Raw genomic sequence first — 24,241 nt, 5'->3', positions numbered from 1 at the left:
TTCTATAGGGTAACTCTGTCCACTACGCACTGTGTGCACCCCTCGCCGAAAACGAGGCCAGCGCAGGGGTTGAGACGACATAACATCCTTACTTGACTGGCTATACAGCCTGCCAGAGAAGCCACCAGCGTGGTGGAAAAGACACCCGACGATATGCCAAACAATACGCCCAATGCGGGCAACGAGCGAACTATCAGCCAAAACGATCTAGCTATTAGCTATTGTTCAGGCTGTTATACTTTCCCCTTAAATAAAAACCCCGACACCGTAGTGCCAGGGTTTGACGCATATCGCTTATTAAGTAACTTAGCGTTGCCGGTCAACTGTTACCAGCAGCCGACCAGCCCGAAGCCTCCCCGGAGGTGGAGGCTTATTGCTTCACACTCAAAACATGCACGAACATGCGGAGAGCGAAACAGAGTCCTTTAGCATTACGAGTGCTAAAGTGTCTCAATACCTATCAGCCATTGATCCAAACGGTCTTTGGTCTGATAAGGACTGGCTTCTCGATGTTGATGTCTTGGCATCGACACGAATAGGCTAGTTTCCTAACGGCGCTCCACCCTTACCAGGGGTGGGGCGTTTTTTTATCCCATTCACGAGACATGCAAAAATAAATGAAATTAATCAGAATAGAGTGCCAATTATTTATGATTTTATTTCCTTTTTTATTATATGCCCTTGTTTTTGGCATCTGAATGTCTTCGACCCGTCCTGTGGGTTAGGTTATTTTTGATGTGGTATCTAATCATCAATAGTATGAAACAGCACAAGCGCCCCTAACTGATTGCGTTATTGCCAATCCTCCTTATTTGATCTTTTCGCTGGCTCAGGAGGGAAAGTTATTACAGGCTTGACTTTTATATATACACACTCTTTACTTTGTTAACGAAAAAGCGCAACTGCTGGAAACAATGCGCCCTCTTTAACCAATGGACGCATGGAAAATGGATAATTATGGAAATAGACCTGCAAACGATACACAGAACAACAATAGCCGTAGTTCTATCCAACGATATGGTAATTAAGGACGCGCAGGACGCCTTAGACCTGCTGGGCAATTGCGCCTATCAGGGAGCCGAGAAAATCATTATCAATCAACAAAACCTTAGCCCCGATTTCTTTGAGTTACAAACCGGACTGGCTGGAGAGATCCTCCAGAAGTTTTCCAATTACCGGATGCAACTGGCGGTTGTCGGTGATTACTCCGGTTACACCAGCAAAAGCCTGCGTGATTTTATCCGGGAGAGCAACAAGATGGGACGAATCAGTTTTGTCAACTCGCTCGATGAGGCTAAAGAAAAATTGCTTGTGTAGACGTCTACTAAACGAATCGACCCATTTTCGAGCAGGTTTAAAAGCCGTTATTGGACCAAAGGCTTTGGTCCAATAACGGGTCCACCTAAAAGCACCAGCCTCGGCAAGGATTAATAGCGCATCTGATACGTTAGCAGCATGACGCCAGTGTCGTACCTTTTGGAGTCAAGCAAAGACAACTGAACCGATTTATCGCTTTTAAACAGGGGAAGCCCTTTACCGAACACGACGGGGTAAAGCTTGATTTTTAGCTCATCAATCAGTTCTTGTTCGAGCAGAAATCCCGCAAATTTGCTGCCTCCACACAAATAGATGGGCGTTCCTTCGCTGGCTTTTAACTGCTTGATAAACCCAATCTCATTTTTCCGAACCACCTCAACCTGATCGCCGGGCGCAGTCTCAACCTGTATTGTCTTTGAGAAGATATAGTGTTTCATGTGCGGATAAGCAGGCTGGCCCGGCTGAAGACCAAATTGATAGCCGTATTCATACGTGGCTTTACCCATGATAACGGTATCGTAATCCAGTAAACTTTGCTGGTATTCGGTTACGTGTTCACCTTCATTGATGAAGCCTTCGGAGGCTGAACCGTCTTCATGACCAATAAAACTGTCCAGTGTAACGCCTACGTGATAAATCAGCTTTCTCATGGTATTTGTGCGAATTGAAACCAGGTTAAATCTGTCTAATAAGGGCTGCTTCGGAATTAATTAGCAGCCTTACAACTGCATGTGCAGTAATGGATAGGGCTTTCCCATGCCATCGACCGCCGAGCGGCCGACAATCCTGAACCCCATTTTCTGATAAAATCCAATCGCCTGTTCATTCTGCTCGTTGACATCGACCTGCGTTGCGCCGAGTACCTCAACCGCATACGCCAGTAATTGCTGGCCAATACGTTTTCCGCGCCAGGCCGGATCAATAAACAGCATCTCTATTTTGCCGGTATCTACGCCAATAAAACCAACGGCTTTCCGGTCAGTCGTGCGTTGGCAAAATATAGGCATGGCCGGAAGCGCCTGATCGCGCACGATCTGCCTAAATAGCGTAATGTCAGCTTCCGTAATAAAGTGATGCGTGGCCCGAACCGAAGCTTCCCAGACCGCCAGTAAGGCAGGGTAATCGTCAGGATAGGCCGGCCCGATGCCGTCAAGGAGTGATTCGCTCATAGCAGCCGAAAGAGAGACCAGACCTTACATTTTGTAGTGGTTGCGAATCATCCGTTCGTACACGCTTGTGGGCAGAATTCGTTTGAGCAGCACCGATAGCTTCTCCACCGGTTTACCGACGCGGTATACCCGTTCCACCCGCGACGAATTCAGTATTTTGTCGATCAGCGGACCGAATACGCCGGGGTCCATTCCCTCGCTTACGCTCTGGTCGATGAGTTCGTACGTGCGGTCGAACGTTTCTTTGTACACGCTTCCGGTCGAAAGTGATACGCGTAACCGGTTTTTGTTGATATCGGTACGCGTACCGCCCGGCTGAACCGAACAGGCCAGAACGCCAAACGGAGCAAGCTCTAACCGGAGTGCTTCCGTCAGTCGCTCCACGGCGGCTTTGCTGGCGCTGTAGCCACCTCGATACGGCAATCCGGCCTCAGCAGCAATCGAACTGATGTTGATAATATAGCCAGATTTTTGCTGGCGCATATAGGGCAACACCGCCTGTATGGTCCGGATCACGCCAATTACATTCGTGTCCAGCACGTGCTGGATATCCGCCAGGGGAAGCTCTTCGATCGGGGCGGCAATGCCTAAGCCCGCATTATTGATCAGCACATCGATCCGTCCTTCCTGCTCCAGAATTCGCCCGACCGCCTGCTTAACGCTCTCCGCACTCGTCACATCCATCGCCAGCATTCGAAAACTTTTGTCGGGTAACTGGGTCCGGGACGTACCGTAGACGATGTATCCCCGCTGTACGAGGTAGCTGGCGATCGACTCGCCTAAGCCAGTCGACGCACCGGTAATTAAAACAACTTTAGTCATAAAGAGTAGCCGGGCGAGTGCCTGCCCGGTCATTGACGCCCCAAATGTAGAGTGAGCAAAGCAATTTCTATCAGTTTAGTAACCGTTTGGCTGTGGGCCAGACTCACATTTATGGTGCGGTAGGCTCAAGGGACGCTTCGTAACCCGATGACAGTCTTCTGAACAAACAGAACGTAACAGGCTCAATACTGCGATGCTGTCGACAAGGTAATCAGGGCTTTGTTGGCTTCCATGATACCCGCAGACTCAGCCGTTACGGCCTCCCATGAGAACGGAAGCCATACATCATCCAGACTGTTGAAGACCTCCGTAGCCGACGGACAGGCAAACAGCTTATAATCAAATTTCGGGTATTTATGAACCAGATAGCCGGGGTAGTAATACGTCTTCCGATGCAACTGGGCATGCTTCATTTTTTGCAGAATTACGTATTTGCCGAGGCTGTATTTGCGGTAAGCCGGGTCGTAAAAGTTCATAATGCCCGCAATGCTGGTCGAGCCATTATCGAAGATTCCCCCGGCAATTAAGCGCCCCTCGTCCCGAACCTCAACGATGTACGTATCAAACACGCTGTGCAGCACCCCACCCAGCAGACACGATTCAACCGATTCGGGCGCATCAAATGTAATCGACTGCCGATACAGGCTGTACAGGCGTTCGATCTCGTCGGACAGGATGAACGGCTTTATCGTTACCGTAAATTTATCGTTGATTCGCAGGAGCCGAAGCTGATCTTTACCGTACGTAACGTTACGTATGGCAATGCGGAGCCAATGAGCCGAATAAAATAAGTCGTCGAACATGAGCAGCTGGCACGTAAACAGCCGCTGCTGCATCCGGAAATAACCCCGGCTTAACCAAAAATCCAGTTCGTGTCCACTCATCATTGCGTTACGCGACTCGTTCAGGCTACCAATATAAACGGGAATCCGGTATTATAAATCGATGCCGTCAACGATTTTTCGGCGTATTAGTAAACGCATTGATTATCAAGAATAACACAGAAATGAACTACCCTGAAATCGGCAAAGACGCCAGCCGCGTGTCGATCTGCTGCGTGATCCAGGCGAAATCAGCGGGGTTCGCGGCATAGTCCAGCTCGTTCACATCGACAATCAACAGCTCGCCGATCTGGTACGAGGCCACAAATTCTTCGTACAGTCGGTTCAGGCTGCTCAGGTACTCGTCGCTGATCGACTGCTCGAACGACCGGCCGCGTTTGTGAATCTGCTCACGGAGTTTAGGTAAACCAGCCCGGAGGTAAATCATCAGATCCGGCGGACGAACCAGGCTCATCATGTTATCGAACAGATCGCGGTACGTCTGGTAGTCGCGCTCTGCCATGTAGCCGCCCTGGTACAGGTTTCGGGCGAAAATAGCGGCATCTTCGTAGATGGTCCGGTCCTGCACGACCGTACGGACCTGTTGGGGTGTAGTCTGATTGGCCTGCTGAATGGCAATGATTTTTTTGATCTGAGCAAACCGGCTGTTGAGGAAATAGATCTGCAGGTTGAACGACCAGCGCGACATATCCTCGTAGAAATCGGCGAGGTACGGGTTGCCTTCAACGGCCTCGTAGAGCACTTCCCAGCCGTAATGATGCGCCAGTTGCTCGGCCAGTGTGGTTTTTCCGGCCCCAATATTTCCTGTTATGGCAATGTGCATAGGGGTGAGGGAGGAACGGGAGACGGAACAAACGGGAGCAGGACATTTGTTTTATTCCTCTATTGCCGTTCATCTAACTTCACCCTCTCCTCCATTATTCCCATAGTGAACGAACTTTGGCAAAATGGGTTTAATTTTGTTACTCATTACCCCATTGACATGAAACCGTACCGCGTTCTTCTTTACTACATTTATTCACCCATCGAGAATCCTGAGCAGTATCGCGAAGAGCACCATCTGCTGTGTCTGCAACTGAATCTGCTGGGGCGCATTATTGTAGCCCCGGAGGGACTGAACGGCACCGTATCGGGTCTGACGGCCGACTGCGAAGCGTACATGAACGTACTTCGGGCCGACCCGCGCTTTGCCGGTATCGAGTTCAAAATCGACGAAGCCGACGGGCACACCTTTCAGAAATTACACGTGCGGGTGAAACCCGAAATTGTTCATTCCGACCTGCCGGTCGATCCGCTGAAGCAAACGGGCATCCACCTCGAACCCGACGAGTTCCGCCAGTTGAAAAACGATCCGGATGTCGTGCTGGTTGATATGCGCTCGAACTACGAACATGCCGTCGGTAAGTTCAAAGGTGCCATTACGTTCGATATGGAAAACCTGCGCGAATTGCCGGAGCACGTTCACCAGATCGAGCATCTGAAAGACAAAAAGGTGATTACGTACTGCACGGGCGGTATCAAGTGCGAAAAAGCCAGTGCGTACCTGCTCTCGCAAGGGTTTCAGAACGTATACCAACTCCACGGCGGCATCATTAAATACGGCATGGAAGCGGGTGGCGAAGACTTCGACGGTCAGTGCTACGTGTTCGACAACCGCGTAACGGTGCCCGTGAACCACATCAATCCAGCCGTTATTTCGACCTGTTACCGCTGCGGCACCTCAACCACGCGGATGATCAACTGCGCCAGCCCGGCCTGCAACAACCACGTAACGCTTTGCCAGGACTGTGGCGATGCGCACCAGGGCACCTGCACCGACGACTGCAAGAACGACCCCGACCTGCGCCCCTACAACGGTACGGGTTACTATGGTAAACAAACCCCGGACTACACGCCCGTTCAGGGCTATAAAAGTAGGATGGGCCAGCGCGTCGAGCTTGCGATCTCCCCCAAAGAAACGATTGTTTAGCGGGACCAGTTGCCTTTGATGGCGTCGAGGTATTTCTGGCCCGAGGCCGTGTTCAGGAGCAGAATGTGCTCATCGGGTTGGAGCCAGCCCTGTTGCAGTAAGGTTTTCGTGGCCGCCCAGATGGCTCCGCCTTCGGGGGCTACGAACATCCCTTCGTGGCGGGCCAGCTCGCTGACGCCCTGCAGCATAGCCTCTTCCGATACGGCAATGGCCGTTCCCTTTGATTCACGCAGGACCTCCAGCATAAGCGGTTCGCCGATGGGCCGGGGTACGGCCAGTCCGTTGGCCAGCGTCGGTTTGCCGACGTACTGTTTACTGTTCGCCTGCTTGCCCAGATACGTATCCACGACCGGCGAACACTGCTCGGCCTGAACGGCCACCATCCGGGGCAGTCGTACATGAGCAGGTAACCAGCCTAAGGCTTTCAGTTCATGGAACGCCTTCCAGATGCCGATCAGACCCGTGCCGCCACCGGTTGGGTACATGATTACGTCCGGCAACTGCCAGTAGAGCTGTTCCGCAATCTCATAGCCCATTGTCTTCTTGCCTTCAAGCCGATACGGTTCCTTGAGCGTCGATACGTCGAAGTAGGTGCCGTGCTGGTTGATTTCCTGCACCTTAGCCGCACAGTCATTAATTAATCCATCGACCTCAATGAGTCGGGCCCCATAGCCGATGCACTCTTCCTTGAACGCGTCGGGCGTATGGCGCGGCATAACCACCACCGCTTCCAGGCCAGCCCGGGCGCAGTAGGCGGCCATAGCGACCCCGGCATTCCCCGCCGTTGGGATAATGCAGGCTCGTTCGCCGTTTTCTTTGGCCTTCGATATGGCCATACTCAATCCCCGCGCTTTGAATGAGCCCGTTGGGTTGAGGCTTTCGTCCTTGACCGTAAGCTGGCGCAGACCGTACCGGTCAGCAAGTCGATAGAGAGTCAGCAGGGGCGTAAAGCCTTCGCCCAACGTGATCTGGTTTTCGGATTGCAGAACCGGCAACAGTTCCTCGTAGCGCCAGAGTGAGTTAGGGCGCGTGGCCAGATCAGCTGGAGTCAGACTATCGGGTTGAAGGTCATACTGGCACAAAAAAGGAGCCTGACAGCAGGTCGAAAGCGTTTGCCGAACGAGCGCATCGTCAGTTTTGCCGCAATTGGAACAGCACAGGTCTTGCAGGAGCGAAAGTGTAGTGGCGGTATGCATCGTTGCGGTTTATTTTCCCGAAAACTCTCAGATAACGATGCATGAAGCAAATAGCGTTTTGGCATGAGTTATTCCACAACGGAATAACGTAACCGGTTTTAGTATTTCGGCTACCTTTTACTAAACATATATTTCCTGTTAAAATACGCGTAAATTAACGAGATTTGGCCTTTTCTTTTCGGTAGGTTTTAGTTGTATCATACTTATAACCGAAAAGAGATTACACCCATATTTCAGTAAAATGGCGCTGACCTTTAACATCGAACTTGCCTCCAAGCCCGACCGGACCGGCCGGTACGTGGTTATGGTTCGGCTCCATCAAAAAGAGCAGAAGCCAGCGCGGGTTGTAACGTCGGTGAAAATTCTACATGCGCCGAAGTACTGGTGGAAAAATCAGAAGCCACCAAAGGGGCAAAAGCCTACGCTAGTTTGGGGGCGGTGGGTGAAGGGCCACCCGGCCTCGGATGCAATCAATGGAGACATACTTTCTGAATATGAACGGATAAAAAGGCAGGCGGAGGCCTGGCTAAAAGAGTCGGCAGAGCTAACGCCTTTCGATCTGGCCGAGCGGTTTCGATCAGGCACCAGCGATCTGTATTTTGACTGGGTTGACCAGGTGCTTGCTGACGTTCAGGAAAACGAATCGTATAACAACTGGGTCAACAAAAGAAGTGCAGCGAATCTGTTCAAGACGTTTGCCGGTGTTGATCTGTCCGTCAATGGGGTGACGCTCCAACTGGTCCGTAAATTCCGGGAACACCTTCGAAAGACACCCAAAATTAATCGACCTGACGATGAAGGAAAGCGCGAGGCCAGCACAATCAATAAGACCTTTGACCGGCTGCACAGTCTGCATATAGAGGTACTGATCAAACAAGGCCAGACGAAGAAAAAGGCCGAGTTCGCTTCACCGTGGAATGAAGACGGTAAGCTAAAAGAGAAAAAGCCTAAAAAAGCCAAGCTGAATGCGGATCAGATCAGTGATCTGGCTCAGGTAGAAGTCGTCTCCAAACGCCGGGTCATGCCGCCTGAGAATGCGTTTGCCATCTGGATGCTGTCTCATCTGTTAGCGGGTGCTCGGGTGTCAGATATGCTGACGCTTCGCTACAAGAACTTTACAAAGGATAGAAGTGGCCTGCCTACGCATTGCAAATACGAGATGTTAAAGACGGGCACTGTCGTTTCATTTCCAGTACTGGAAGAGGCTCGTGAACTCTTGAAACGCTACTGGAATCCGTTGGCTAAACCCACTGACTACGTATTGCCTTACCTGAAGACTACTGAGCCTTATGCTACGGTGCTGACCCATGAGGAATACCGATCCGCACCGTTTGCTGTAAGGGCTAAACTTAGCCGTGCGATTCAGTACTGGACCCGTCAAATTGATACCGGCCTGAAACTACTCGAAGAAGAAGCGGGTCTTACAGAGAAACTAAGGATGCACAATAGCCGACATTCCTTTGCTGAATGGGCCAGGCAGGTCATGCAACAGGATAAGACCATTACTACCTACGACATTCAGCTCCTGCTGGGCCATACCCAGTTCAGCACGACGGAAGGTTATTATAAGGACGGTTCTGAGCAGGATTCGACTGAGGCTATGCAGGCTATAGTCAAACGGAAACAAAAATGACCTGATGCACAGCACCGGCCATTCCATACCCACCGTAATGTAATGTGTCTCGAAGGTAAAGCATTGCCCACTAAGCCGCTAGGATAGTTAGCCAGTGGGATTAATGTATGGTCTTATTTACCAGCCGTGTAAATAATGTTGCCGTTGGCATAGACGTACGTTGACTTAGGTAACCGACGGCTCAAACGCCTAGCCACATCATCAATTACTCGGAAGCCTTTCTTCTGTAAATTGTTTGCGTGTCGATCGTAATTGAGTTCCTGATTCTGCACCCGATACCCCAACCCTTGGGCCTGACCTTCACCTCTGAATGATATTTTGCTTTCCTTAATGCTGATGATCAGCCGAACGGCAACCAAGGTGTTGGTAATGGATTTGTAATCCGTAACGATCTGGCCTCGTTTGCTATCGGACTTATTGACAATGTATCCTTCCTGATCAAGAAAAGTAAGCGTTGATTCATAAAGTGCGGAATCTGGGTAAGGGGTAGTGATCTCCAGACGGTCAGCATTGTACGGTATACGTTGCTGAGTTTTACAGGCACCAAATAGGTGAGAAAGTAACCAAAGCAGCAGTCCGATCGGAAGCCAGTACTTCATGTAGCCAAGTACCTCCCTGGCTCTGTTTTCTTGGGGTGTACGGAATAGGTGATCGTCAGAGTAACGTTTCTTCATAAAGTAATTTATCTCCGGTTCCAATCCCGGTCTACTTTTCGGATTTTATATAGTTCATACACCTCAGTTAGGCTTACCTCAAAATTTGGGTACTCATTCTTATCGGGGTTTTTTGACGAACAGGTTATGATGCCTTCTTTTATATCGTGCTTAATAATGCGTTTTAAAATCACTCCTTCGTGAGTAACAATGATATAATCGGTACCCCCATTACTGTAGAGTTTCTGATCCCAATAATCAGGCTCAATTAACTTCCCGATGGCAACATCCCCGAAACAGATAGCATTAAAGCTGCCGTCGTCCATACTATCTCCCCTGACCTCGAATGCTCTAAAAAAACCTTGTTCCCGTTTTGCCAGGACAATCGAATATCTGGGCAGTTCGACAAGAAATTCAGGATCTTTAAAACCCCTTGGATAACTGGCGTAAGCGATCTCATCTACTAATGGCATAGTCATCAAAACCATGCCATTATCAAGGTCTCTGAATTCCATGCCGTACGAATTTTGAGAGACCTCGGTTTCGTCCATAAACCTGAGCGGTACAGCCAGATTACCAGACCTAAGCTCTTTGTTTAATTGTTGATTAATCTTTTTTGGCCCTTCGCCATGACGGATCCATCTGGCTGACCAGCCTAAACGATCTTGAAGGCGATTAACAAACGTGTCAGTTAACGGCTTGTCGGAGTTTAGATAACCGCTAATAAGGGAAGGTGCACGATCCAGCTTTATGGCTAGATCTTTCTGACTTTCAATATTGTCCTCGGCCATCAAAACTTGAACACGTTTTGCCGATTCATCCATAACTATCAAGTAATCAGTAGTAAACATGGTGTGTTGATCCAGTATAAAATATAAATTCAGTTTTTTGAACAATATTCTGAATATTTACTTTATATTTGTATCAACCTTTTGTCAAGAGTTAATAAACTAAATTTAAACGGTATATGCAAGGGATAACCGGTATTCGCGATAAGATCAGGTTAGACGTTGAGAGCCTCGACGGCGGCTATACTACTGTTGCTAAGATCCTTCGGAAGTCTACTCAATTCGTACACAAGACGTTAAGCGAAACAAATACGCCGAGGATTGATACGCTTGAGGAAATTAAAGACGCTGTAGATACCGCCAAAAAGAAGCAAGAGAATCGTCTTCAGCGCTTAGCTGGTTGATATTTTTTTGCCTTTACGATTCAGTTTTTTGAATTATACGATTGATAAAATTCAATAAATAGAATTATTCATGTCAGCTTCAACACTCATTGCCCTTGATGCCAATCTGGTCGAGTCGTTACAGCGAACGCTGCAACTGGCTAGTGAGCAACTGGCTGACCTGGCTCAGCGTGAAACGAAGGCACTTCAAGAAGCGGAGCGCAACCAGCTCCTAAATGAGGTGGATGCTTGCGCCTACCTAAAACGGGATTCGGATACGCTGCTCTATTACCGGAAAAGAGGCTTGCCCTACTACAAGCGCGGCAATGATGTGTGGTACCGAAAAGGAGAGATCGACGATTGGCTGATTGCGGCAAAAGTCCATCGCCATAGTCGCTAACGATACCCCGTTAAGGGAGGAATTGGAAAAGTTAAGCAACGCCGGGGCTACTGGTCCCGGCCTTCTTCTCTCTTCCAAAAAGACAAAACCCGGCCAATTGGTCGGGTCAGTGCAAACTTATAATCACTTAATAATTATGGAACAAACACAGAAACGGAAGAAACAAGTTCGGCATGGGCTTGAATTAAAAATCCATGTTCAAAAGCAGTACCGCAAGATTCAGGAAAATACGCCTAGCTCTGATCGCTACCGGAATACTGTCCGACTGCTGGCCGCTGACGCCCTGATCTTCGAGGACGAACTTCAACTGGCTAACCTACGCAACTGATGGAAACCAATGCAGTATCACAGGTGCTCACGCTGAACAACATCAGCGGTTGGAGCAAGAAAGAGCTTTCGGAACTCGCTGCGGTGTCGGTGGCTGACGTGGCGGAAAACGGAGAAGATACGCTGGCACTGCTGGCCTTAGCCGCCAAGCTGGAACACTTCGCCGGTGAGGTCAAGAAAGCCGCCAAAGCTGCTGGTATTCAGGATTTGGCAAAGTACGGGCGTGAGCCTGTAACCAAATCCGGAGTGAAGCTGGTGCTCAAAGAAACAGGCGTTAGCTATGACTACTCTAACGATTCTATCTGGCTGCTTTATGATGAACGGGTAAAGCAGGCCGAAGCTTGCCGGAAGGAGCATGAGGAATTGTTAAAGAAGATCCCTCGATCGGGGCTTGGCGTCACTGATCCGACTACTGGCGAAACCTATCTGGCTTACCCGCCTTTGCGGAAAGCTTCGGAGTCCATTCAGGCTACTATCCTCTGATGAGACGCTTATTTCTACGTTACGCTGAACTGATCGGTCTGCTGATCTGGCTGTCGGGGGCCGTTCTGTTCTGCGTATTTCTCGACTGGCTACTGACATGAACGATCGCCAATCCTGGGTATTTCAATACCTCATCCCCGCCCTCTGCGTGGCCATCCTGATTTTCGCCGTGATGGTCTTTCTCGAACGATTCGGTATCCACTTACCCAATTATAACCGATAATGTAATGAATCAACAGGTAACCACTACGAATTCTCAACCTACTGAGCTAGCTCCTCTGACCATTGATACGCTTTCATCCTACCTGGAAGCAATGGGGCTGGCGAACAAGCTTAGCAAAAATGAGCAGGCTCAGTTCCTTCAGATTGCTCAGGCCTACGGGCTTAATCCGTTCAAACGTGAGATTTACTGTACTAAGTATGGCGAAGGTCAGTATGCTCAATTCAGCATCATTGTCGGCTATGAGACATACATCAAACGTGCTGAGCGTTCGGGTAAGCTCAATGGCTGGCAGGCGGAATTCCACGGTGAAGGGGATAGCCTGTCGTGCGTAGTAACGATCTGGCGTAAAGATTGGGAACGGCCTTTCAAACATGAGGCCTGGTACGAGGAAAGCGTACAGCGAACGAAAGATGGCAGGCCCACCAAGTTTTGGGAGAAACGGCGGTTGATGACTCGTAAGGTTGCTATCTCCCAGGCCTTCAGAATGGCGTTTTCGGATGAGCTGGGCGGGATGCCTTACACCGATGACGAACTCGGTGTCAACATTCAGGACGTACAGCATGAGGTTGTGGCTGAAGGTAAAGGTACGCAGGCCGTCAACCGGATCATGGAACAGGCGGGTGCTCCTTTGGAAGCGCACCCCACCCAGTCGCAACAGGCTCCAGCACCCAAGAAGCCCAGTAAACTTGAATTGGCCGAAGCCGCACGGCAACTCGATGAGTGGAACAAGCGCTTAGGTGAGATTCAGCAGGACGTTGATCGGGTAGGCAATCCAACCGCCTACGACGTAGCAGCCGCGGCCTTGGGAGCGATCGCCAATATTGAGCGCAAAGAGAAGATTCAAATCTTTAAAGGGCTGGTTGCATTGGCCTACGAAAACGGGGTTGACTACGATCCGGACTCTAAAAAGTTCTACCTGGCTGAGCCAAATCAACCCACTGACGAAGAGATGTCCGAAGCATTAGCCGAAAATGGCTAAGCGTAAGCTCCCGGCCACTTCTTCATTCCACAAGCCGGGCGTTTACACGGGTCGACATCCTGATACGGGTGTTCTTCACCGACTGACAATCAAAGCTAGTGGTCAGTTGCTCATAGAGCGAAAGCCTTACGTCAGTTCAGGATGGCTGGACTAAAACCTACGAAGACCTCTCCTCTGAGGTCAGCAAGCACGAGTTTCTGATCATTAAAATCTTAAGCAACCCGGCAGACTGGCCGGGGTAAGGGAAAGCTTTATGACAAATGCACAATATAGTGGCCTGGTGGCCTATGCTTCGGCTGTCTTACGCTCTAAACGTACCGATTTGACGCTTTGTCCGCATGATTTAGTTGCCAACGCCTACCTGTTAGTTCGCCAAAATGATCCTACCCTGCTTAGGCAGAAAATCTTAGATCAGGCTTACTCGGAGGCACGACTTGCGACGATGTTTTTGCCTTACTATGATGTGCCGTTGAAGAACAAGCGGATAGAGGAAACGACCCGTATCTGTAAAAACTGTGGCAGTGAAAAAGGCTTGGATAGCTTTCCAATGAGAAAGTCGCACGGGGGCGCAGTCCGCTATTTCAACACGTTCTGTAGGACGTGCCAAAATCGCAAAACGACGCTCCGGAAGAGGTCTACCGAATATAAGGAACGGTTGATGAGTGATCCTGTCCGGTATGCCCACTATTTAGAAACGCTGGCACAGAAGCACAAACGGAAGCATGCCCGGATAAAAGCCGATCCTGAGCGGTGGAATCATAAGCTTAGTCAAGGTCGGGTGACAGCCCGAGAGCGCTACGCTCGTATGAAAGAAGATCCCGAAAAATGGGCGGCTCACAAAGAGAAGGAACGATTGAAGCGCAAGGCCATTTATGCTCGGTTGATTCAGGATCCGGAATGGGCTGCCAAACAAAAAGCAAGTAACCGTGCCGCTTGGGAAAGGCGGAAGGCTCGCCTAAAGACAGAGCCTGTTGAGCATCAAAAGAAGCTGGATCAGCTACGGAATTGGCGGGCTAAAAAGGCGCAATCATGCTAGCCTCTGTATTGAACTGCGAGACGGTGCTGGATATGAATGCCGCCCGTCGTGACCTGATCAATCAGCTCTATAAGCGCGGCATTACGCTGGAAGAGTTCGACACCGGCTACGAACACCTGTTCCGGCACGCGTATTCACTCGGTCTCCGCTGGCACGTTGAATACCGCTCGTACGGCCCGATTAAAATTGACGGTCTTCGTGGCCTGCTGAATAACATCAAGTACGCTCGTTCGATTCGGCAAATCAATCAGGCGTATGAGCAGATTCAGAATCACCTGGTATCGGCTCAGATGGGGCAAGCTCAATATGATATGTGCTGGACGCTACTACTCGCTCAGGCCGACTTTCAGGGCTACACCTGGAACCAGCTAAAACAACTCTTCTACGAATCCTAACTCACCCAATCAAATGGAATTAGCACTCGAATCAATAACTCCTCAGGTGGCCACGGCTATGCTGGAGGGGAATCATAGTAATCGACCGTTCCGCAAACGACACGTAAAGTTTCTGGCCGATCAGATTTTAGCGGGCGCCTGGCAGGTGACGGGTGATCCGATCAAGGTCAGCACCAGCGGCCGGTTGCTCGATGGGCAACACCGGCTCATGGCCATTGTTCAAAGCAACCAAACGGTCAGCCTGTTTGTGGCCCGCAACTGCCCGGATGAAATCTTTTCGGTACTCGACACCGGTGCTATGCGGTCGGCGGGGGATGTGCTGGCCACGGCAGGAATGAAGAGCCATGCCGCCTTGGCCGCAACCGCTAAGCTGCTGATCTACCACCAGCGGGGTGTGATGGCTCAGTTAAACAACGTTGGCCGGCAGACCACGAACGCGCAGATTCTGGAGTTTGCTTCGGCTAACCATCTTGACCCCGCCGTTACGGTGGGCTACCGGATGGCGGGGCGGTCAAAACTCTTGAACGTAAGTGAGTGGTCAGCCTTGTATTACTTACTAGGTAAGCATAGCGAAGAAGACGCGCTGGGCTTCCTCCACCAGCTGAGCACGGGGATTAACCTGACCGAAGGACACCCTATCCTGCTGCTTCGGCAAAAACTGGAGTCGGCCCGCGATGGCCGGTTCAACTTCACGGCGGCCGAGCGGCTGGCTTTAGCGATCAAAGCTTGGAACGCGCACCGTCAGAATAAAAAGATTGGCCAGCTGACCTGGCGTATTTCTGAAAATTTTCCTGAGATACTGCCATGAATCCACACGGCAACTCCCTATTCGTTTTCCTGACTGGCCTTCTCTTCCTGATTCTCAGCCGCTACCTGCGCGGTCCTGTAACGTATAGACGCGACCGGCTTAGCTCAGTCGCTGGCTTCTGCGTGGGCATTGTCCTGCTTTCATTTCTCCACCTGGCTAAACGTATTCGTCCATGAAAACACCCCTCTGGTTTCGTTCGCTTCGCCTGTGGTGGCGCTACTATACCTGCAAGCATCCGCGTAGGACGGAAATCTTCCGGGACTATCACGACCGGTATATTCTCTACAAATGCCCTACCTGCGGCAAACAATTCTTTGTGGACCTATGAGCGGTATCACCCTACGTCCGTATCAGGCCGATGCGATTAACGACATCCGTGCCCACTGGCAGGCAAATCGCCGGAAAGTGATTTTGTGTCTGCCGACCGGTGGCGGCAAAACGGCCTGCTTTTCCTACATGGCCCATCAGGTCCTGACCAAGAAAGACAGCGCTGGCCAGCAGACCGGGCGGGTGCTGATCCTGACCGATCGGGAGGAGCTGCTGACCCAGGCGGGCGGCTCGTTAACCAAGTTCGGCATCCGGCCCGAGCACATCACGGCCGACAACCGGCTGATCAGTAAACGCGCACGATGCTACGTGGGCATGATCGAGACCTACTACAACCGGCTCAAGAAAGCCTTAGCCCACGGCCCCCAGGCCACGGACTGGCTGTTGAACTTTAACCTGATCATCATCGATGAAGCCCACCGGGGAAACTTCCGCAAGATTCTGCAACTCTATTCCGATCAGAAACTGTCTCCCTACATCGTCGGGGCAACGGCAACCCCCCTCAGCACTAAGAAAGACGACCCCTTGTCGAACTACTACGATGCTTTGGTGTGCCCTGTTCAGATCAGCGAACTTATTGATCAGGGCTTTCTGGTGCCCGCGATCACCTACGCAGCGAAGGTGGATCGCTCAAAGCTCAGGACCGACAACAAAGGTGAGTATACGGATGAATCCCAGATGGACGTCTTCGGGGGTCGTCAGGTATATGGTGGGCTGATTGAGAAGTTCATGCAGTACGGCATCGTCGACGGAAAACCCCTGAAGACGATTTGCTTTAACGTCAACGTCGAACACTCCAAACAGGTCTGTCAGGCCTTCAACGATGCCGGTATTGCGGCCCGGCACGTCGACGGAAAGACCGATCCCGATGAGCGGGCGTCCATCTTCCGGGCGTTCAAGACCGGTCACATCGCTGTGCTTTGCAACGTGGGCATTGCCACCACGGGCTTCGACGAACCCAGTATCAGGCTGGTGATCGTCAACCGGGCAACCACCAGTAAAGCTTTATGGCTGCAAATGGTAGGCAGGGGCTCGCGGCTCTATGCCGACAAAGATCACTTCATCCTGCTCGACATGGGCGATAACTATAAGGAGCTGGACCTATGGGAGTCGGCGGTCGACTGGGACGAACTCTGGTGTAAGAAGCGCAAAAAGTCCGCTGACAAAGATGTGGCACCCGTGCGCTCGTGTCCGGCCTGTGAAGCCCTGGCCAGTGCCTCCGCCAAGGTGTGCCCGGTCTGTAGCTACGAGTTTCCCAAACCCGTACGGGGCGAAGCGGAAGCGGTGGAGTTCGAACTGGTCAGTGATGGTCTGGACCGGCTGCTGAAGGCCCGCCCCGCTGACTGGAAGGGCATGAGCATTCACGATCTGTGGGCACTGGCGGAGGCTAAGGACTACAAACCCGGCTGGGTACTGCATGTGCTTCGGGGTCGCAATGAGGATGAACAGTCCTTCCGGGATGAAGTACTCGAGTTCGCCCGGCTGAAAGGCTATAAGCGGGGCTGGGCCATGCGTGTTGATTTCAAGTTGCAGCCAGCAATGGCCTAATACCCACTGACCTATGACGACAGCGAAAGAAAAGTTAGCCATTGAGGATGCTGACATCTCGTATTATACAAACGCCTGGGGGGATAACGACTCGCAGGATACCATCACCGTCCGTGACTGGCTGGATGGTATTCGAATGGGACGCTGGCAGGATCACGTCCTGAAGGTACGCCTGGCCATTGGCAATAAAGACCTGTATTCAAAACTAAAACGGGACGGTCCGGGTGTTACGCCCGGTGCCCGCTTTAGCCATCGCAAGAAAGGCGGAGAAATCTCCTACTCCATGCTGATGGTGATCGATCTGGATCACCTCGACGAAGACCGCGCGGCCGTTAAAGCCATGCTGGCCGTCGACCCGTACGTTTACGCGGTGTTTGACTCCATCGGTGGGCAGGGACTGTGTCTGTTGTTCCGCGTCGATGTCAGCCGCTGGGATGAAAGCTTCTTAGGCATTCAGGAGTACCTGGGCAAAAAGTACGGTCTGTTCGAGAAGTTCGATAGTTCGGGCAAGGACATCTCCCGGCTTCGCTTCGTGAGCTGGGACCCCGACGCCCGCATCAAAGACGTCGTACCGCCCGTCTTTAAGGAGTACCCCAAGAAGGAGCCCAGGCGTAAGCCCATTCCCGAAACGTTCATCGACACGCCCGAAGACTTTGACTTCGTCTTTCAGCAGGTGTGTGATTCCGGCGTGGACATTACTCCGCATTATCAGCAGCGGCTGAAGGTGTGCTTTGCGCTGATCGATAAGTTCGGGGAAGGGGGCTGGCCGTACTTCAACCGCATCTGTCAGAACCATGCCGAGTATGACGAGAAGAAGACGGAACGCATGTGGAAGTCGGCCATGGGCTACGGTGCCCAGAAGGTGACCATCAAAACGTTCTACTACTTCTGCAAGGAAGCCCAGCTTGACATCTCCCGGCCCTTCACGCGGGAAGTCACCAGCATAGCCGCGGCTCACAAAAAGCAGGGAGGCACCATCGGCGGCACGGTGGAAACGTTAAAAAAGATGCAGGGCTTCGATCCAGCCGAGACGGAGCCCATCGTCAAACAGGTATTTGAATGCCGGGAAGAGTTCAAGACCGATGAAACGCTGTTCGACCAGCTGGAGATGTTTCTACGGAACAACTACCCGATGATTCGAAACAGCATTACCCGGTATTGTGAATCACCGGACGGCAAGGTATACGAAGAGACAGAATACAATGGCATCTGGGTTCATGCGGTCAAAGTGCTTGGTGATAAGGTCAGTGACAAAATGGTGTCCAAGCTAATCGCATCGCCATTTACCCCAAATTACAATCCATTCCTTCGGTTTTTCAACGAGCATAAAGACCGGCAATCTGAGGGGCACATCCGCAAACTGGCTGATACCATTCATAGCAATATGGGTTTTGGGCACGGTGAGTTTTTTCCAGACTACGTCTATTTCTACTTACGTAAGTGGCTACTAGGAGTCATCTCATCCATGCTCGGTCAGCATAGCCCGCTAGTGCTGGTGATGACCGGGGGACAGAATGCCGGGAAGACCGAATGGTTTCGGCGGCTATTGCCTCCTCAGCTTCGCTCGTATTACGGAGAGACGCAATTCGAGAAGGGGCAGGATGATGAGATTCTGATGTGTAAAAAACTCATCCTATTTAATGATGAGTTTGGTGGCATGAATAAGCACGATGTCAAGAAGTTTAAAAATCTGACATCCAAACAGACGTTTAGCCTGCGTGAACCTTACGGCCGCGCTCACGTCGACTTAAACCGGATTGCAGTTTTATGCGGCTCCAGTAACGAAGACGACATCTTAAATGACCCAACCGGTAACCGGCGTATTCTACCTGTCCGGGTTACTTCCTTTGATTTTGATGCCTACAATGCCATTGACAAAACGGACTTGTTAATGGAGGTCTACAATGCTTATCAGGCTGGAGAGCGCCATCACCTGACCAGCGACGATATCAAACAGCTCAATGAGAATACAGCCGAGTTTGAAGATATCTGTATTGAGCGCGAATTAATTCAGCATTACTACCGAGTGCCCACCCCTCAGGATGCGCTGACTTCAATGTTTTTAAGCGCTACCGAAATTAAGGTTTTTCTGGAAAAATGCTCCCAACAAAAGATCGGCATAAAACGATTGGCACAGGAGCTAAAAAAGGCTGGCTTTGAATCTGGAGTCCGCAAAGTCAAAGGTTCGTCAGTACGGGGCTACCTCGTTATGTCGGACACTGAACATGCACCATTTTAATCTTTACATATATGAATGTAAAACTAGTATCCCTCACTCAATCAGCGATCGCTGAGAAACCGCTTACTGCTGAAGACCTGATTGTCTATACGGCTCGTGTCAGCAATCCATCCAATCAGCTTAATACCGAAACGTCAGATCGGCTGATTGCCTATCTGGTCAAGAATAAACACTGGAGTCCGTTTGAAATGGTCGATATGACCGTTGAGATTGTCACCAGTCGGGCTATTGCTGCTCAGATTTTACGTCACCGCTCTTTCTCGTTTCAGGAGTTCAGCCAGCGATATGCTGAGGTGACTGAAATGGAGCCGGTACAGATACGTAAGGCGGGTTCAACCAATCGCCAAAGCAGTACTGAGGAATTTGACCCTCGAATCTTTGAAGGTGAATTCCTAGAAGGCGGTGCCTCTGATTATATCAACAGCTACTTGATCGACAGCCAAAGGCTTTACAAAGGGCTGTTAGCAGCAGGTGTAGCTAAAGAAGTCGCTCGTATGGTGTTGCCGCTGACAACGCAAACGACCATCTACATGAAGGGTAGTGTGCGTTCGTGGATTCACTACCTGCAAATCCGTACCGATCAGCATACGCAGCTAGAACACCGTCAGGTGGCTTGCGCAGTACTCGGCATCTTCATTGAACAATTTCCCAACATCTCTAAAGCCATCGCCCTATGAAATCCTCAATCGAACAGGTTGCCGAATTCCACGAAGTATTTAATCATCCGATTGCTTCAGCTCCGTGCATACCAGATATGGCCACGGTCATGTTTCGTATCAACTTCATCCGTGAAGAGTTAGACGAACTTCAAAAGGCTGCTGAAGCTGGTGATTTGGTCGAGCTAGCCGACGGCTTAGGCGATATTCAGTACGTACTGGATGGCTTCTATTTGAATGCGGGGCTGCATGGTGTTAAAGACGCTATCAGTACCGAGATCCATCGGTCGAACATGAGCAAAGCGTGCCTTTATGAGCAACACGCCCTTGATACAATTCAGTCCCTTAAGGATGTAGGTACCGACTGCTATTATGAGCAGATAGGCAACTTCTATATCGTCAAGCGCAGCTCTGACGGCAAAGTCATGAAAGCTTTAGGGTATTCGATGCCAGCTCTTAAACAGATCATTGACAATGCCTAACGATCCGGTCAATCGCCCTTCTCATTACACCGACGGGAACATTGAAGTTATCGACTTCATAGAGGACAAGAAGCTAGGCTTTTGCCTGGGCAATACTGTGAAATACATCTCACGAGCTGGTAAGAAGGACCCCACAAAAACAATTGAGGATTTGAAAAAGGCTCGTTGGTATTTAGATCGGGAAATTGCGCGGATTGAATCTAAGGTATAGCTAGATGTCTGGGTTACACTTCATGAAAAATGACGAAGTGTAACCCCAAGTGTAACCCCAAGTGTAACCGGATAATGCGCTGATAATCTAGCTATTACTTTAAAAGTTACACTTACTACACTTACTATTATAAAAAATACATGCAAGACTAACACACTTATTATACCCGCTTTTATTACGCATTAAACACATGTGGATTTTTAAAAACTTTTGCCAAATTCAAGTGTAACTGTAACCTGCCTTATAACATTATGAATAACAGCGACTTATCGGTTACACTTCAAAATCAACGAAGTGTAACCGGAAATCTGAAAGGAAAAGAGAATGTTGAATTAACCCACGATGCTCTTCAGGCAGCTTGTCATATCTGGCATCACAACACCTTCCCGGAAGACCGTCACCTGGTCCATGCCAATCTGAACAACTCAGTCGGTGTTCGCAGAGGTAATCACAACAAAGCGATCGGTGTCAAGAAAGGCAGAGCCGACCTTCAGTACCTCAAAGCAGGCGTGTTGTATCTGTTCGAGTTCAAAGTTGGTTCTGATCGCCAGAAGCCCGAACAGAAGGCGTTTCAAGCCGCTAATGAAGCTGAGGGCGCTGTTTACGTCATTATTCGCTCAGAGGAGCAGTACCAGGCAACTATCAATGCAATTCGATCACTTTAACCCGCTTATCAACTCACTCATGAACACCGTAATGATTTCATCTTATCAGAAACCGGTCGACCTGGCCACAATTCTATACGTGGCTGGTGATGATAACTACACCTGGTTCTATCTGACCGATGGTAGCCGTCGGCTCTCGTCCCGAACACTTAGCTATTACGATAAGTCATTAGTGGGCTTCATTCGGATTCATAAGCGGTTTTCGGTCAACCGTACGCATGTGGTTTGTTTTGAGCGAACAGGTCCGGATACAGCGGCCGTATCGATGCGAGATACAACCGTACTGCCGGTGGCAAAACGGCGGATAAAGAGCACGCAGGTACTTCTTAGGCAACGTCCTAGCGAGTTGCTGACCGAGACGGTATCTTAGCCGCCTACCGTAACATAACGTAACCTTGACCCCTCGTGAAAAAAAGTTCATTGCTGCCTATTGTCAGCATCTGAACGGAGCCAGGGCCGCTAGAGAAGCCAAATATTCTGTAACCCGTGCTAAGGTCACTGCCTCCGAATTACTAGCCCGTCCTGACATTAAAGAAGCTGTAAGCCAGATACTTGATGCACAGGCCATGTCAACGGCTGAAGCAATTCGCAGGCTTACCGACATGGGTCGTGGTGACCTTTCGCCTTTCATGACTAAGGAAGGCGACCACTACAAACTTGACATCTCCAGTGCAAAAGCCCGGCGTGCTATTGGATTGATCAAAAAGGCCGAACAGAAGCGGTTTGTTGTCCGTGACCATGATGGTAATGAGATTGGGACCGAACAAACCCTAAAGATCGAACTGCACGACGCAAAGGATGCGATTGTCAAGCTACTGGAGGTGCAAGGCAAGATCAAAGGGGCAGGTGATAACACGACGAACGTAACCATCTTTCAACTGCCTGACAATGGCCGCTAAGAAACGTAAGCATAAGTATCCCACTGATACAGAAAGCGGCATTCGCCGGATTGACGAAATCCGAAAGTGTCCCGTTGATCAGCTTACGGATGAGGAACATGTAAAGGCATTCATGGACAGGTTCGGCGCAAAAGCGCTATTACTGGCTTATTTTGATGAAGAGGGGATTCGGCATGTATTTGGTCGGTTGTACACCGCTTCTCAATGGCAACAGCGTTATCGCGAATTGCTGGAGTTGGCTGTTGACTGTGGGTTTTGTGGTTCATTGAAGCAGTTCGCTAATGACTAAGCCCGTTCGCAACATTCGGCCTCAGGATGGCTACCAGATGAAGGCGCTCAGCTCAGCGGCTGATATCGTCATTGGTGGCGGAGCGGCTGGAGTGGGCAAAACGTTCTCTCTGCTATTAGAGCCCTTACGTAACGTCAACAACAAAGAGTTCGGGGCGGTGTGCTTTCGTCGAACCAGCCCACAGATCCGCGCTCAGGGCGGCTTATGGGATGAGTCCATGAAGCTGTTTCCTCTGGCCGGTGGTCATCCGCGTGAATCCGTATTAGACTGGCAATTCCCCAGTGGGGCGAAAATATCCTTTCGACACCTGCAACACGAGAATGATATCTACGACTGGCAGGGGTCACAAGTCCCCTTATTGATGTTCGATGAGGTGACTCACTTCACCGAGAAGATGTTCTTCTACATGCTATCCCGGAACCGGTCTACTTGTGGGGTAAAGCCATACGTTCGGGCTACATGCAATCCTGATCCGGAGTCCTGGGTAGCCAAGCTTATTGATTGGTGGATTGATCCGGAATCCGGTTTTCCAATGCCAGAGCGTGAAGGAGTGCTTCGCTACTTCATCAAGCATGGTGATGAGTATATCTGGGGGGATTCAGCCGGGGAGGTGATTGAGAAAGCCTGGTTCATGCTGGAAGAACTCGTGATTGCATCCGGAGTAGAGTCTCACGAATTTGTCAAGTCTATTACGTTCATATCGGGCACTATCTATGACAACAAGGAGCTACTGAACGTAAACCCGGCTTACTTAGGTAACCTGCTGTCACAGGATGAACAGACCATGCTCCAGCTGCTGAAAGGTAACTGGAAGGTTGTAATCTCGGATAAGGACATCTACGATTACCCGGCCTTTCTGGGCATGTTCCAAAACGTGTATTCGAATCAGGATGAAACTCGCTACATCACGGCTGACATTGCCCTGCAAGGCTCTGATAAGTTCATTGTTGGCGTCTGGTATGGTTTTGAACTGGTCGACATTCTGATCATGCCGAAGTCGAACGGGCAGGAAGTCGTTGATGGAATCAAAGAGCTGGCTAAAAAGCATAAGGTGCAGTCTCGCCATATTGTCTATGATAATGACGGGGTTGGTGGCTTTATCGAAGGATTTGTCAGTGGGGCCAAGGCATTCCACAACGGCGCTACGCCCATGGAAGCCAAGAACGATGCCGGCACCAAAGAAGTCGAGAACTATGAGCACCTGAAAGCCCAGTGTTATTACCGGTCAGGTATGCGGGTTCGTAAAGGTGGCTATAGCATCTCCTATGAGGTGGCCAATGCCATGTATGATACGAAGATGACGGTTCGTCAACGCTTCATGTATGAGCGGAAGGCGATCAAACGGGATAAGGCGGATCTGGACGGAAAGCTGAAGATCATCAAGAAAGATGAGATGAAGGTCAAGCTGGGTGGGCAGAGCCCTGACATGCTGGATATGTTCATGATGCGCGAATACTTTGAATTGAAGCCAACCAAAAAATGGGCTGTTGGCTAGGCCCACC

General features: G+C 50.3%; 33 protein-coding genes. 25 read left to right on the top strand and 8 right to left on the bottom strand.

The genetic code is table 11. The features are described 5' to 3' along the window. Positions 1-957 precede the first annotated feature (957 nt). Positions 958-1,317 carry a DUF4180 domain-containing protein gene (locus tag ACYVBJ_RS14875; RefSeq protein ID WP_460983100.1) on the top strand — a complete coding sequence of 120 codons (360 nt, stop codon included), beginning with the start codon at positions 958-960 and terminating at the stop codon, positions 1,315-1,317. A 110-nt stretch (positions 1,318-1,427) separates the two neighbouring features. Here ACYVBJ_RS14875 and ACYVBJ_RS14870 read toward each other — a convergent pair whose 3' ends face one another. The 5 genes from ACYVBJ_RS14870 to ACYVBJ_RS14850 all read right to left on the bottom strand — a co-directional run bounded on the left by ACYVBJ_RS14870 (position 1,428) and on the right by ACYVBJ_RS14850 (position 4,973). After that, complete coding sequence (locus ACYVBJ_RS14870) at positions 1,428-1,967, bottom strand: dihydrofolate reductase family protein (RefSeq protein ID WP_460983099.1); 540 nt, start codon at positions 1,965-1,967, stop codon at positions 1,428-1,430. Between the two features lie 69 nt (positions 1,968-2,036). After that, the gene (locus ACYVBJ_RS14865) at positions 2,037-2,486 is read right to left on the bottom strand and encodes an acetyltransferase (protein WP_460983098.1); all 450 of its coding nucleotides are present in this window, start codon (positions 2,484-2,486) and stop codon (positions 2,037-2,039) included. Between the two features lie 24 nt (positions 2,487-2,510). Continuing rightward, positions 2,511-3,308 carry an SDR family oxidoreductase gene (locus tag ACYVBJ_RS14860; protein WP_460983097.1) on the bottom strand — a complete coding sequence of 266 codons (798 nt, stop codon included), beginning with the start codon at positions 3,306-3,308 and terminating at the stop codon, positions 2,511-2,513. Positions 3,309-3,490: 182 nt separating this feature from the next. Continuing rightward, positions 3,491-4,195, bottom strand: a complete 705-nt coding sequence (locus ACYVBJ_RS14855; RefSeq protein ID WP_460983096.1) for an arginine-tRNA-protein transferase — start codon at positions 4,193-4,195, stop codon at positions 3,491-3,493. Between the two features lie 124 nt (positions 4,196-4,319). After that, positions 4,320-4,973, bottom strand: a complete 654-nt coding sequence (locus ACYVBJ_RS14850) for a deoxynucleoside kinase (protein ID WP_460983095.1) — start codon at positions 4,971-4,973, stop codon at positions 4,320-4,322. A gap of 159 nt (positions 4,974-5,132) precedes the next feature. Here ACYVBJ_RS14850 and trhO point away from each other — a divergent pair, with 159 nt between their 5' ends. Next, positions 5,133-6,119 (top strand): oxygen-dependent tRNA uridine(34) hydroxylase TrhO, encoded by a 987-nt coding sequence (gene trhO / locus ACYVBJ_RS14845; RefSeq protein ID WP_460983094.1) that lies wholly within the window; start codon positions 5,133-5,135, stop codon positions 6,117-6,119. On the opposite strand, the gene ACYVBJ_RS14840 is transcribed toward trhO, so the two are convergent. Continuing rightward, positions 6,116-7,315 (bottom strand): threonine synthase, encoded by a 1,200-nt coding sequence (locus ACYVBJ_RS14840; RefSeq protein ID WP_460983093.1) that lies wholly within the window; start codon positions 7,313-7,315, stop codon positions 6,116-6,118. The genes trhO and ACYVBJ_RS14840 overlap by 4 nt on opposite strands. Positions 7,316-7,556: 241 nt before the next feature. Between ACYVBJ_RS14840 and ACYVBJ_RS14835 the strand changes: the two genes are divergently transcribed. Further along, on the top strand, positions 7,557-8,948 hold the full coding sequence (locus ACYVBJ_RS14835) for a tyrosine-type recombinase/integrase (protein ID WP_460983092.1): 1,392 nt from the start codon (positions 7,557-7,559) through the stop codon (positions 8,946-8,948). A 113-nt stretch (positions 8,949-9,061) separates the two neighbouring features. On the opposite strand, the gene ACYVBJ_RS14830 is transcribed toward ACYVBJ_RS14835, so the two are convergent. Beyond that, positions 9,062-9,547, bottom strand: coding sequence for a hypothetical protein (locus ACYVBJ_RS14830; protein ID WP_460983091.1), 486 nt, complete (start codon positions 9,545-9,547; stop codon positions 9,062-9,064). Between the two features lie 83 nt (positions 9,548-9,630). Next, positions 9,631-10,452 carry a S24 family peptidase gene (locus tag ACYVBJ_RS14825; protein WP_460983090.1) on the bottom strand — a complete coding sequence of 274 codons (822 nt, stop codon included), beginning with the start codon at positions 10,450-10,452 and terminating at the stop codon, positions 9,631-9,633. A 116-nt stretch (positions 10,453-10,568) separates the two neighbouring features. On the opposite strand from ACYVBJ_RS14825, the gene ACYVBJ_RS14820 reads away from it, so the two are divergent. From ACYVBJ_RS14820 to ACYVBJ_RS14715, 22 genes are all read left to right on the top strand, one after another. Then, positions 10,569-10,793 carry a hypothetical protein gene (locus ACYVBJ_RS14820; protein WP_460983089.1) on the top strand — a complete coding sequence of 75 codons (225 nt, stop codon included), beginning with the start codon at positions 10,569-10,571 and terminating at the stop codon, positions 10,791-10,793. A gap of 70 nt (positions 10,794-10,863) precedes the next feature. Beyond that, the gene (locus tag ACYVBJ_RS14815; protein WP_460983088.1) at positions 10,864-11,172 is read left to right on the top strand and encodes a hypothetical protein; all 309 of its coding nucleotides are present in this window, start codon (positions 10,864-10,866) and stop codon (positions 11,170-11,172) included. Between the two features lie 136 nt (positions 11,173-11,308). Continuing rightward, on the top strand, positions 11,309-11,500 hold the full coding sequence (locus ACYVBJ_RS14810; protein WP_460983087.1) for a hypothetical protein: 192 nt from the start codon (positions 11,309-11,311) through the stop codon (positions 11,498-11,500). After that, positions 11,500-11,982 (top strand): hypothetical protein, encoded by a 483-nt coding sequence (locus ACYVBJ_RS14805; RefSeq protein WP_460983086.1) that lies wholly within the window; start codon positions 11,500-11,502, stop codon positions 11,980-11,982. Before ACYVBJ_RS14810 ends, ACYVBJ_RS14805 begins: the two co-directional genes overlap by 1 nt. 97 nt (positions 11,983-12,079) lie before the next feature. Continuing rightward, complete coding sequence (locus tag ACYVBJ_RS14800; protein WP_460983085.1) at positions 12,080-12,205, top strand: hypothetical protein; 126 nt, start codon at positions 12,080-12,082, stop codon at positions 12,203-12,205. 4 nt (positions 12,206-12,209) lie between these two features. Then, positions 12,210-13,184: a phage recombination protein Bet gene (gene bet / locus ACYVBJ_RS14795; protein ID WP_460983084.1), complete on the top strand. Its 975-nt coding sequence runs from the start codon at positions 12,210-12,212 to the stop codon at positions 13,182-13,184. Next, positions 13,177-13,338: a hypothetical protein gene (locus ACYVBJ_RS14790; RefSeq protein WP_460983083.1), complete on the top strand. Its 162-nt coding sequence runs from the start codon at positions 13,177-13,179 to the stop codon at positions 13,336-13,338. The genes bet and ACYVBJ_RS14790 overlap by 8 nt, the downstream gene beginning before the upstream one ends. 99 nt (positions 13,339-13,437) lie before the next feature. Beyond that, the gene (locus ACYVBJ_RS14785) at positions 13,438-14,220 is read left to right on the top strand and encodes a hypothetical protein (protein ID WP_460983082.1); all 783 of its coding nucleotides are present in this window, start codon (positions 13,438-13,440) and stop codon (positions 14,218-14,220) included. After that, positions 14,214-14,615 (top strand): hypothetical protein, encoded by a 402-nt coding sequence (locus tag ACYVBJ_RS14780; RefSeq protein ID WP_460983081.1) that lies wholly within the window; start codon positions 14,214-14,216, stop codon positions 14,613-14,615. The genes ACYVBJ_RS14785 and ACYVBJ_RS14780 overlap by 7 nt, the downstream gene beginning before the upstream one ends. 13 nt (positions 14,616-14,628) lie before the next feature. Beyond that, entirely contained in the window at positions 14,629-15,423 is a 795-nt protein-coding gene (locus ACYVBJ_RS14775) for a hypothetical protein (protein WP_460983080.1), read from the top strand. Continuing rightward, positions 15,420-15,599, top strand: coding sequence for a hypothetical protein (locus tag ACYVBJ_RS14770; protein ID WP_460983079.1), 180 nt, complete (start codon positions 15,420-15,422; stop codon positions 15,597-15,599). The genes ACYVBJ_RS14775 and ACYVBJ_RS14770 overlap by 4 nt, the downstream gene beginning before the upstream one ends. Continuing rightward, the gene (locus ACYVBJ_RS14765; RefSeq protein WP_460983078.1) at positions 15,596-15,751 is read left to right on the top strand and encodes a hypothetical protein; all 156 of its coding nucleotides are present in this window, start codon (positions 15,596-15,598) and stop codon (positions 15,749-15,751) included. The genes ACYVBJ_RS14770 and ACYVBJ_RS14765 overlap by 4 nt, the downstream gene beginning before the upstream one ends. After that, positions 15,748-17,298, top strand: coding sequence for a DEAD/DEAH box helicase (locus tag ACYVBJ_RS14760; RefSeq protein WP_460983077.1), 1,551 nt, complete (start codon positions 15,748-15,750; stop codon positions 17,296-17,298). The genes ACYVBJ_RS14765 and ACYVBJ_RS14760 overlap by 4 nt, the downstream gene beginning before the upstream one ends. Before the next feature lie 13 nt (positions 17,299-17,311). Continuing rightward, on the top strand, positions 17,312-19,537 hold the full coding sequence (locus ACYVBJ_RS14755) for a VapE domain-containing protein (protein WP_460983076.1): 2,226 nt from the start codon (positions 17,312-17,314) through the stop codon (positions 19,535-19,537). Between the two features lie 11 nt (positions 19,538-19,548). Beyond that, positions 19,549-20,214, top strand: a complete 666-nt coding sequence (gene thyX / locus ACYVBJ_RS14750; RefSeq protein WP_460983075.1) for an FAD-dependent thymidylate synthase — start codon at positions 19,549-19,551, stop codon at positions 20,212-20,214. Further along, the gene (locus ACYVBJ_RS14745; RefSeq protein WP_460983074.1) at positions 20,211-20,675 is read left to right on the top strand and encodes a pyrophosphohydrolase domain-containing protein; all 465 of its coding nucleotides are present in this window, start codon (positions 20,211-20,213) and stop codon (positions 20,673-20,675) included. Before thyX ends, ACYVBJ_RS14745 begins: the two co-directional genes overlap by 4 nt. Further along, positions 20,668-20,886, top strand: coding sequence for a DUF3310 domain-containing protein (locus tag ACYVBJ_RS14740; protein WP_460983073.1), 219 nt, complete (start codon positions 20,668-20,670; stop codon positions 20,884-20,886). Before ACYVBJ_RS14745 ends, ACYVBJ_RS14740 begins: the two co-directional genes overlap by 8 nt. 251 nt (positions 20,887-21,137) lie before the next feature. Then, a complete protein-coding gene (locus ACYVBJ_RS14735) occupies positions 21,138-21,551 on the top strand; it encodes a hypothetical protein (protein ID WP_460983072.1) in 414 nt (137 codons plus the stop codon). 19 nt (positions 21,552-21,570) lie between these two features. Continuing rightward, positions 21,571-21,921, top strand: coding sequence for a LytTR family transcriptional regulator DNA-binding domain-containing protein (locus ACYVBJ_RS14730; protein ID WP_460983071.1), 351 nt, complete (start codon positions 21,571-21,573; stop codon positions 21,919-21,921). 25 nt (positions 21,922-21,946) lie between these two features. Next, entirely contained in the window at positions 21,947-22,450 is a 504-nt protein-coding gene (locus ACYVBJ_RS14725) for a terminase small subunit (protein WP_460983070.1), read from the top strand. Then, positions 22,440-22,739, top strand: a complete 300-nt coding sequence (locus ACYVBJ_RS14720) for a hypothetical protein (RefSeq protein ID WP_460983069.1) — start codon at positions 22,440-22,442, stop codon at positions 22,737-22,739. The genes ACYVBJ_RS14725 and ACYVBJ_RS14720 overlap by 11 nt, the downstream gene beginning before the upstream one ends. Then, the gene (locus ACYVBJ_RS14715; protein ID WP_460983068.1) at positions 22,732-24,234 is read left to right on the top strand and encodes a terminase large subunit domain-containing protein; all 1,503 of its coding nucleotides are present in this window, start codon (positions 22,732-22,734) and stop codon (positions 24,232-24,234) included. Before ACYVBJ_RS14720 ends, ACYVBJ_RS14715 begins: the two co-directional genes overlap by 8 nt. The last annotated feature ends 7 nt before the right edge of the window (positions 24,235-24,241 follow it).

Source organism: Spirosoma fluminis (assembly GCF_054778895.1).
Note: the sequence above shows the minus strand (reverse complement) of the source record. Positions and strands in the feature narration are given on the sequence as shown.

Coding starts and splice junctions, on each gene's coding strand:
- ACYVBJ_RS14875 (WP_460983100.1), top strand. CDS start 958: ATGGAAATAGACCTGCAAACGATACACAGAACAACAATAGCCGTAGTT.
- ACYVBJ_RS14870 (WP_460983099.1), bottom strand. CDS start 1,967: ATGAGAAAGCTGATTTATCACGTAGGCGTTACACTGGACAGTTTTATT.
- ACYVBJ_RS14865 (WP_460983098.1), bottom strand. CDS start 2,486: ATGAGCGAATCACTCCTTGACGGCATCGGGCCGGCCTATCCTGACGAT.
- ACYVBJ_RS14860 (WP_460983097.1), bottom strand. CDS start 3,308: ATGACTAAAGTTGTTTTAATTACCGGTGCGTCGACTGGCTTAGGCGAG.
- ACYVBJ_RS14855 (WP_460983096.1), bottom strand. CDS start 4,195: ATGATGAGTGGACACGAACTGGATTTTTGGTTAAGCCGGGGTTATTTC.
- ACYVBJ_RS14850 (WP_460983095.1), bottom strand. CDS start 4,973: ATGCACATTGCCATAACAGGAAATATTGGGGCCGGAAAAACCACACTG.
- trhO (WP_460983094.1), top strand. CDS start 5,133: ATGAAACCGTACCGCGTTCTTCTTTACTACATTTATTCACCCATCGAG.
- ACYVBJ_RS14840 (WP_460983093.1), bottom strand. CDS start 7,315: ATGCATACCGCCACTACACTTTCGCTCCTGCAAGACCTGTGCTGTTCC.
- ACYVBJ_RS14835 (WP_460983092.1), top strand. CDS start 7,557: ATGGCGCTGACCTTTAACATCGAACTTGCCTCCAAGCCCGACCGGACC.
- ACYVBJ_RS14830 (WP_460983091.1), bottom strand. CDS start 9,547: ATGAAGTACTGGCTTCCGATCGGACTGCTGCTTTGGTTACTTTCTCAC.
- ACYVBJ_RS14825 (WP_460983090.1), bottom strand. CDS start 10,452: ATGTTTACTACTGATTACTTGATAGTTATGGATGAATCGGCAAAACGT.
- ACYVBJ_RS14820 (WP_460983089.1), top strand. CDS start 10,569: ATGCAAGGGATAACCGGTATTCGCGATAAGATCAGGTTAGACGTTGAG.
- ACYVBJ_RS14815 (WP_460983088.1), top strand. CDS start 10,864: ATGTCAGCTTCAACACTCATTGCCCTTGATGCCAATCTGGTCGAGTCG.
- ACYVBJ_RS14810 (WP_460983087.1), top strand. CDS start 11,309: ATGGAACAAACACAGAAACGGAAGAAACAAGTTCGGCATGGGCTTGAA.
- ACYVBJ_RS14805 (WP_460983086.1), top strand. CDS start 11,500: ATGGAAACCAATGCAGTATCACAGGTGCTCACGCTGAACAACATCAGC.
- ACYVBJ_RS14800 (WP_460983085.1), top strand. CDS start 12,080: ATGAACGATCGCCAATCCTGGGTATTTCAATACCTCATCCCCGCCCTC.
- bet (WP_460983084.1), top strand. CDS start 12,210: ATGAATCAACAGGTAACCACTACGAATTCTCAACCTACTGAGCTAGCT.
- ACYVBJ_RS14790 (WP_460983083.1), top strand. CDS start 13,177: ATGGCTAAGCGTAAGCTCCCGGCCACTTCTTCATTCCACAAGCCGGGC.
- ACYVBJ_RS14785 (WP_460983082.1), top strand. CDS start 13,438: ATGACAAATGCACAATATAGTGGCCTGGTGGCCTATGCTTCGGCTGTC.
- ACYVBJ_RS14780 (WP_460983081.1), top strand. CDS start 14,214: ATGCTAGCCTCTGTATTGAACTGCGAGACGGTGCTGGATATGAATGCC.
- ACYVBJ_RS14775 (WP_460983080.1), top strand. CDS start 14,629: ATGGAATTAGCACTCGAATCAATAACTCCTCAGGTGGCCACGGCTATG.
- ACYVBJ_RS14770 (WP_460983079.1), top strand. CDS start 15,420: ATGAATCCACACGGCAACTCCCTATTCGTTTTCCTGACTGGCCTTCTC.
- ACYVBJ_RS14765 (WP_460983078.1), top strand. CDS start 15,596: ATGAAAACACCCCTCTGGTTTCGTTCGCTTCGCCTGTGGTGGCGCTAC.
- ACYVBJ_RS14760 (WP_460983077.1), top strand. CDS start 15,748: ATGAGCGGTATCACCCTACGTCCGTATCAGGCCGATGCGATTAACGAC.
- ACYVBJ_RS14755 (WP_460983076.1), top strand. CDS start 17,312: ATGACGACAGCGAAAGAAAAGTTAGCCATTGAGGATGCTGACATCTCG.
- thyX (WP_460983075.1), top strand. CDS start 19,549: ATGAATGTAAAACTAGTATCCCTCACTCAATCAGCGATCGCTGAGAAA.
- ACYVBJ_RS14745 (WP_460983074.1), top strand. CDS start 20,211: ATGAAATCCTCAATCGAACAGGTTGCCGAATTCCACGAAGTATTTAAT.
- ACYVBJ_RS14740 (WP_460983073.1), top strand. CDS start 20,668: ATGCCTAACGATCCGGTCAATCGCCCTTCTCATTACACCGACGGGAAC.
- ACYVBJ_RS14735 (WP_460983072.1), top strand. CDS start 21,138: ATGAATAACAGCGACTTATCGGTTACACTTCAAAATCAACGAAGTGTA.
- ACYVBJ_RS14730 (WP_460983071.1), top strand. CDS start 21,571: ATGAACACCGTAATGATTTCATCTTATCAGAAACCGGTCGACCTGGCC.
- ACYVBJ_RS14720 (WP_460983069.1), top strand. CDS start 22,440: ATGGCCGCTAAGAAACGTAAGCATAAGTATCCCACTGATACAGAAAGC.
- ACYVBJ_RS14715 (WP_460983068.1), top strand. CDS start 22,732: ATGACTAAGCCCGTTCGCAACATTCGGCCTCAGGATGGCTACCAGATG.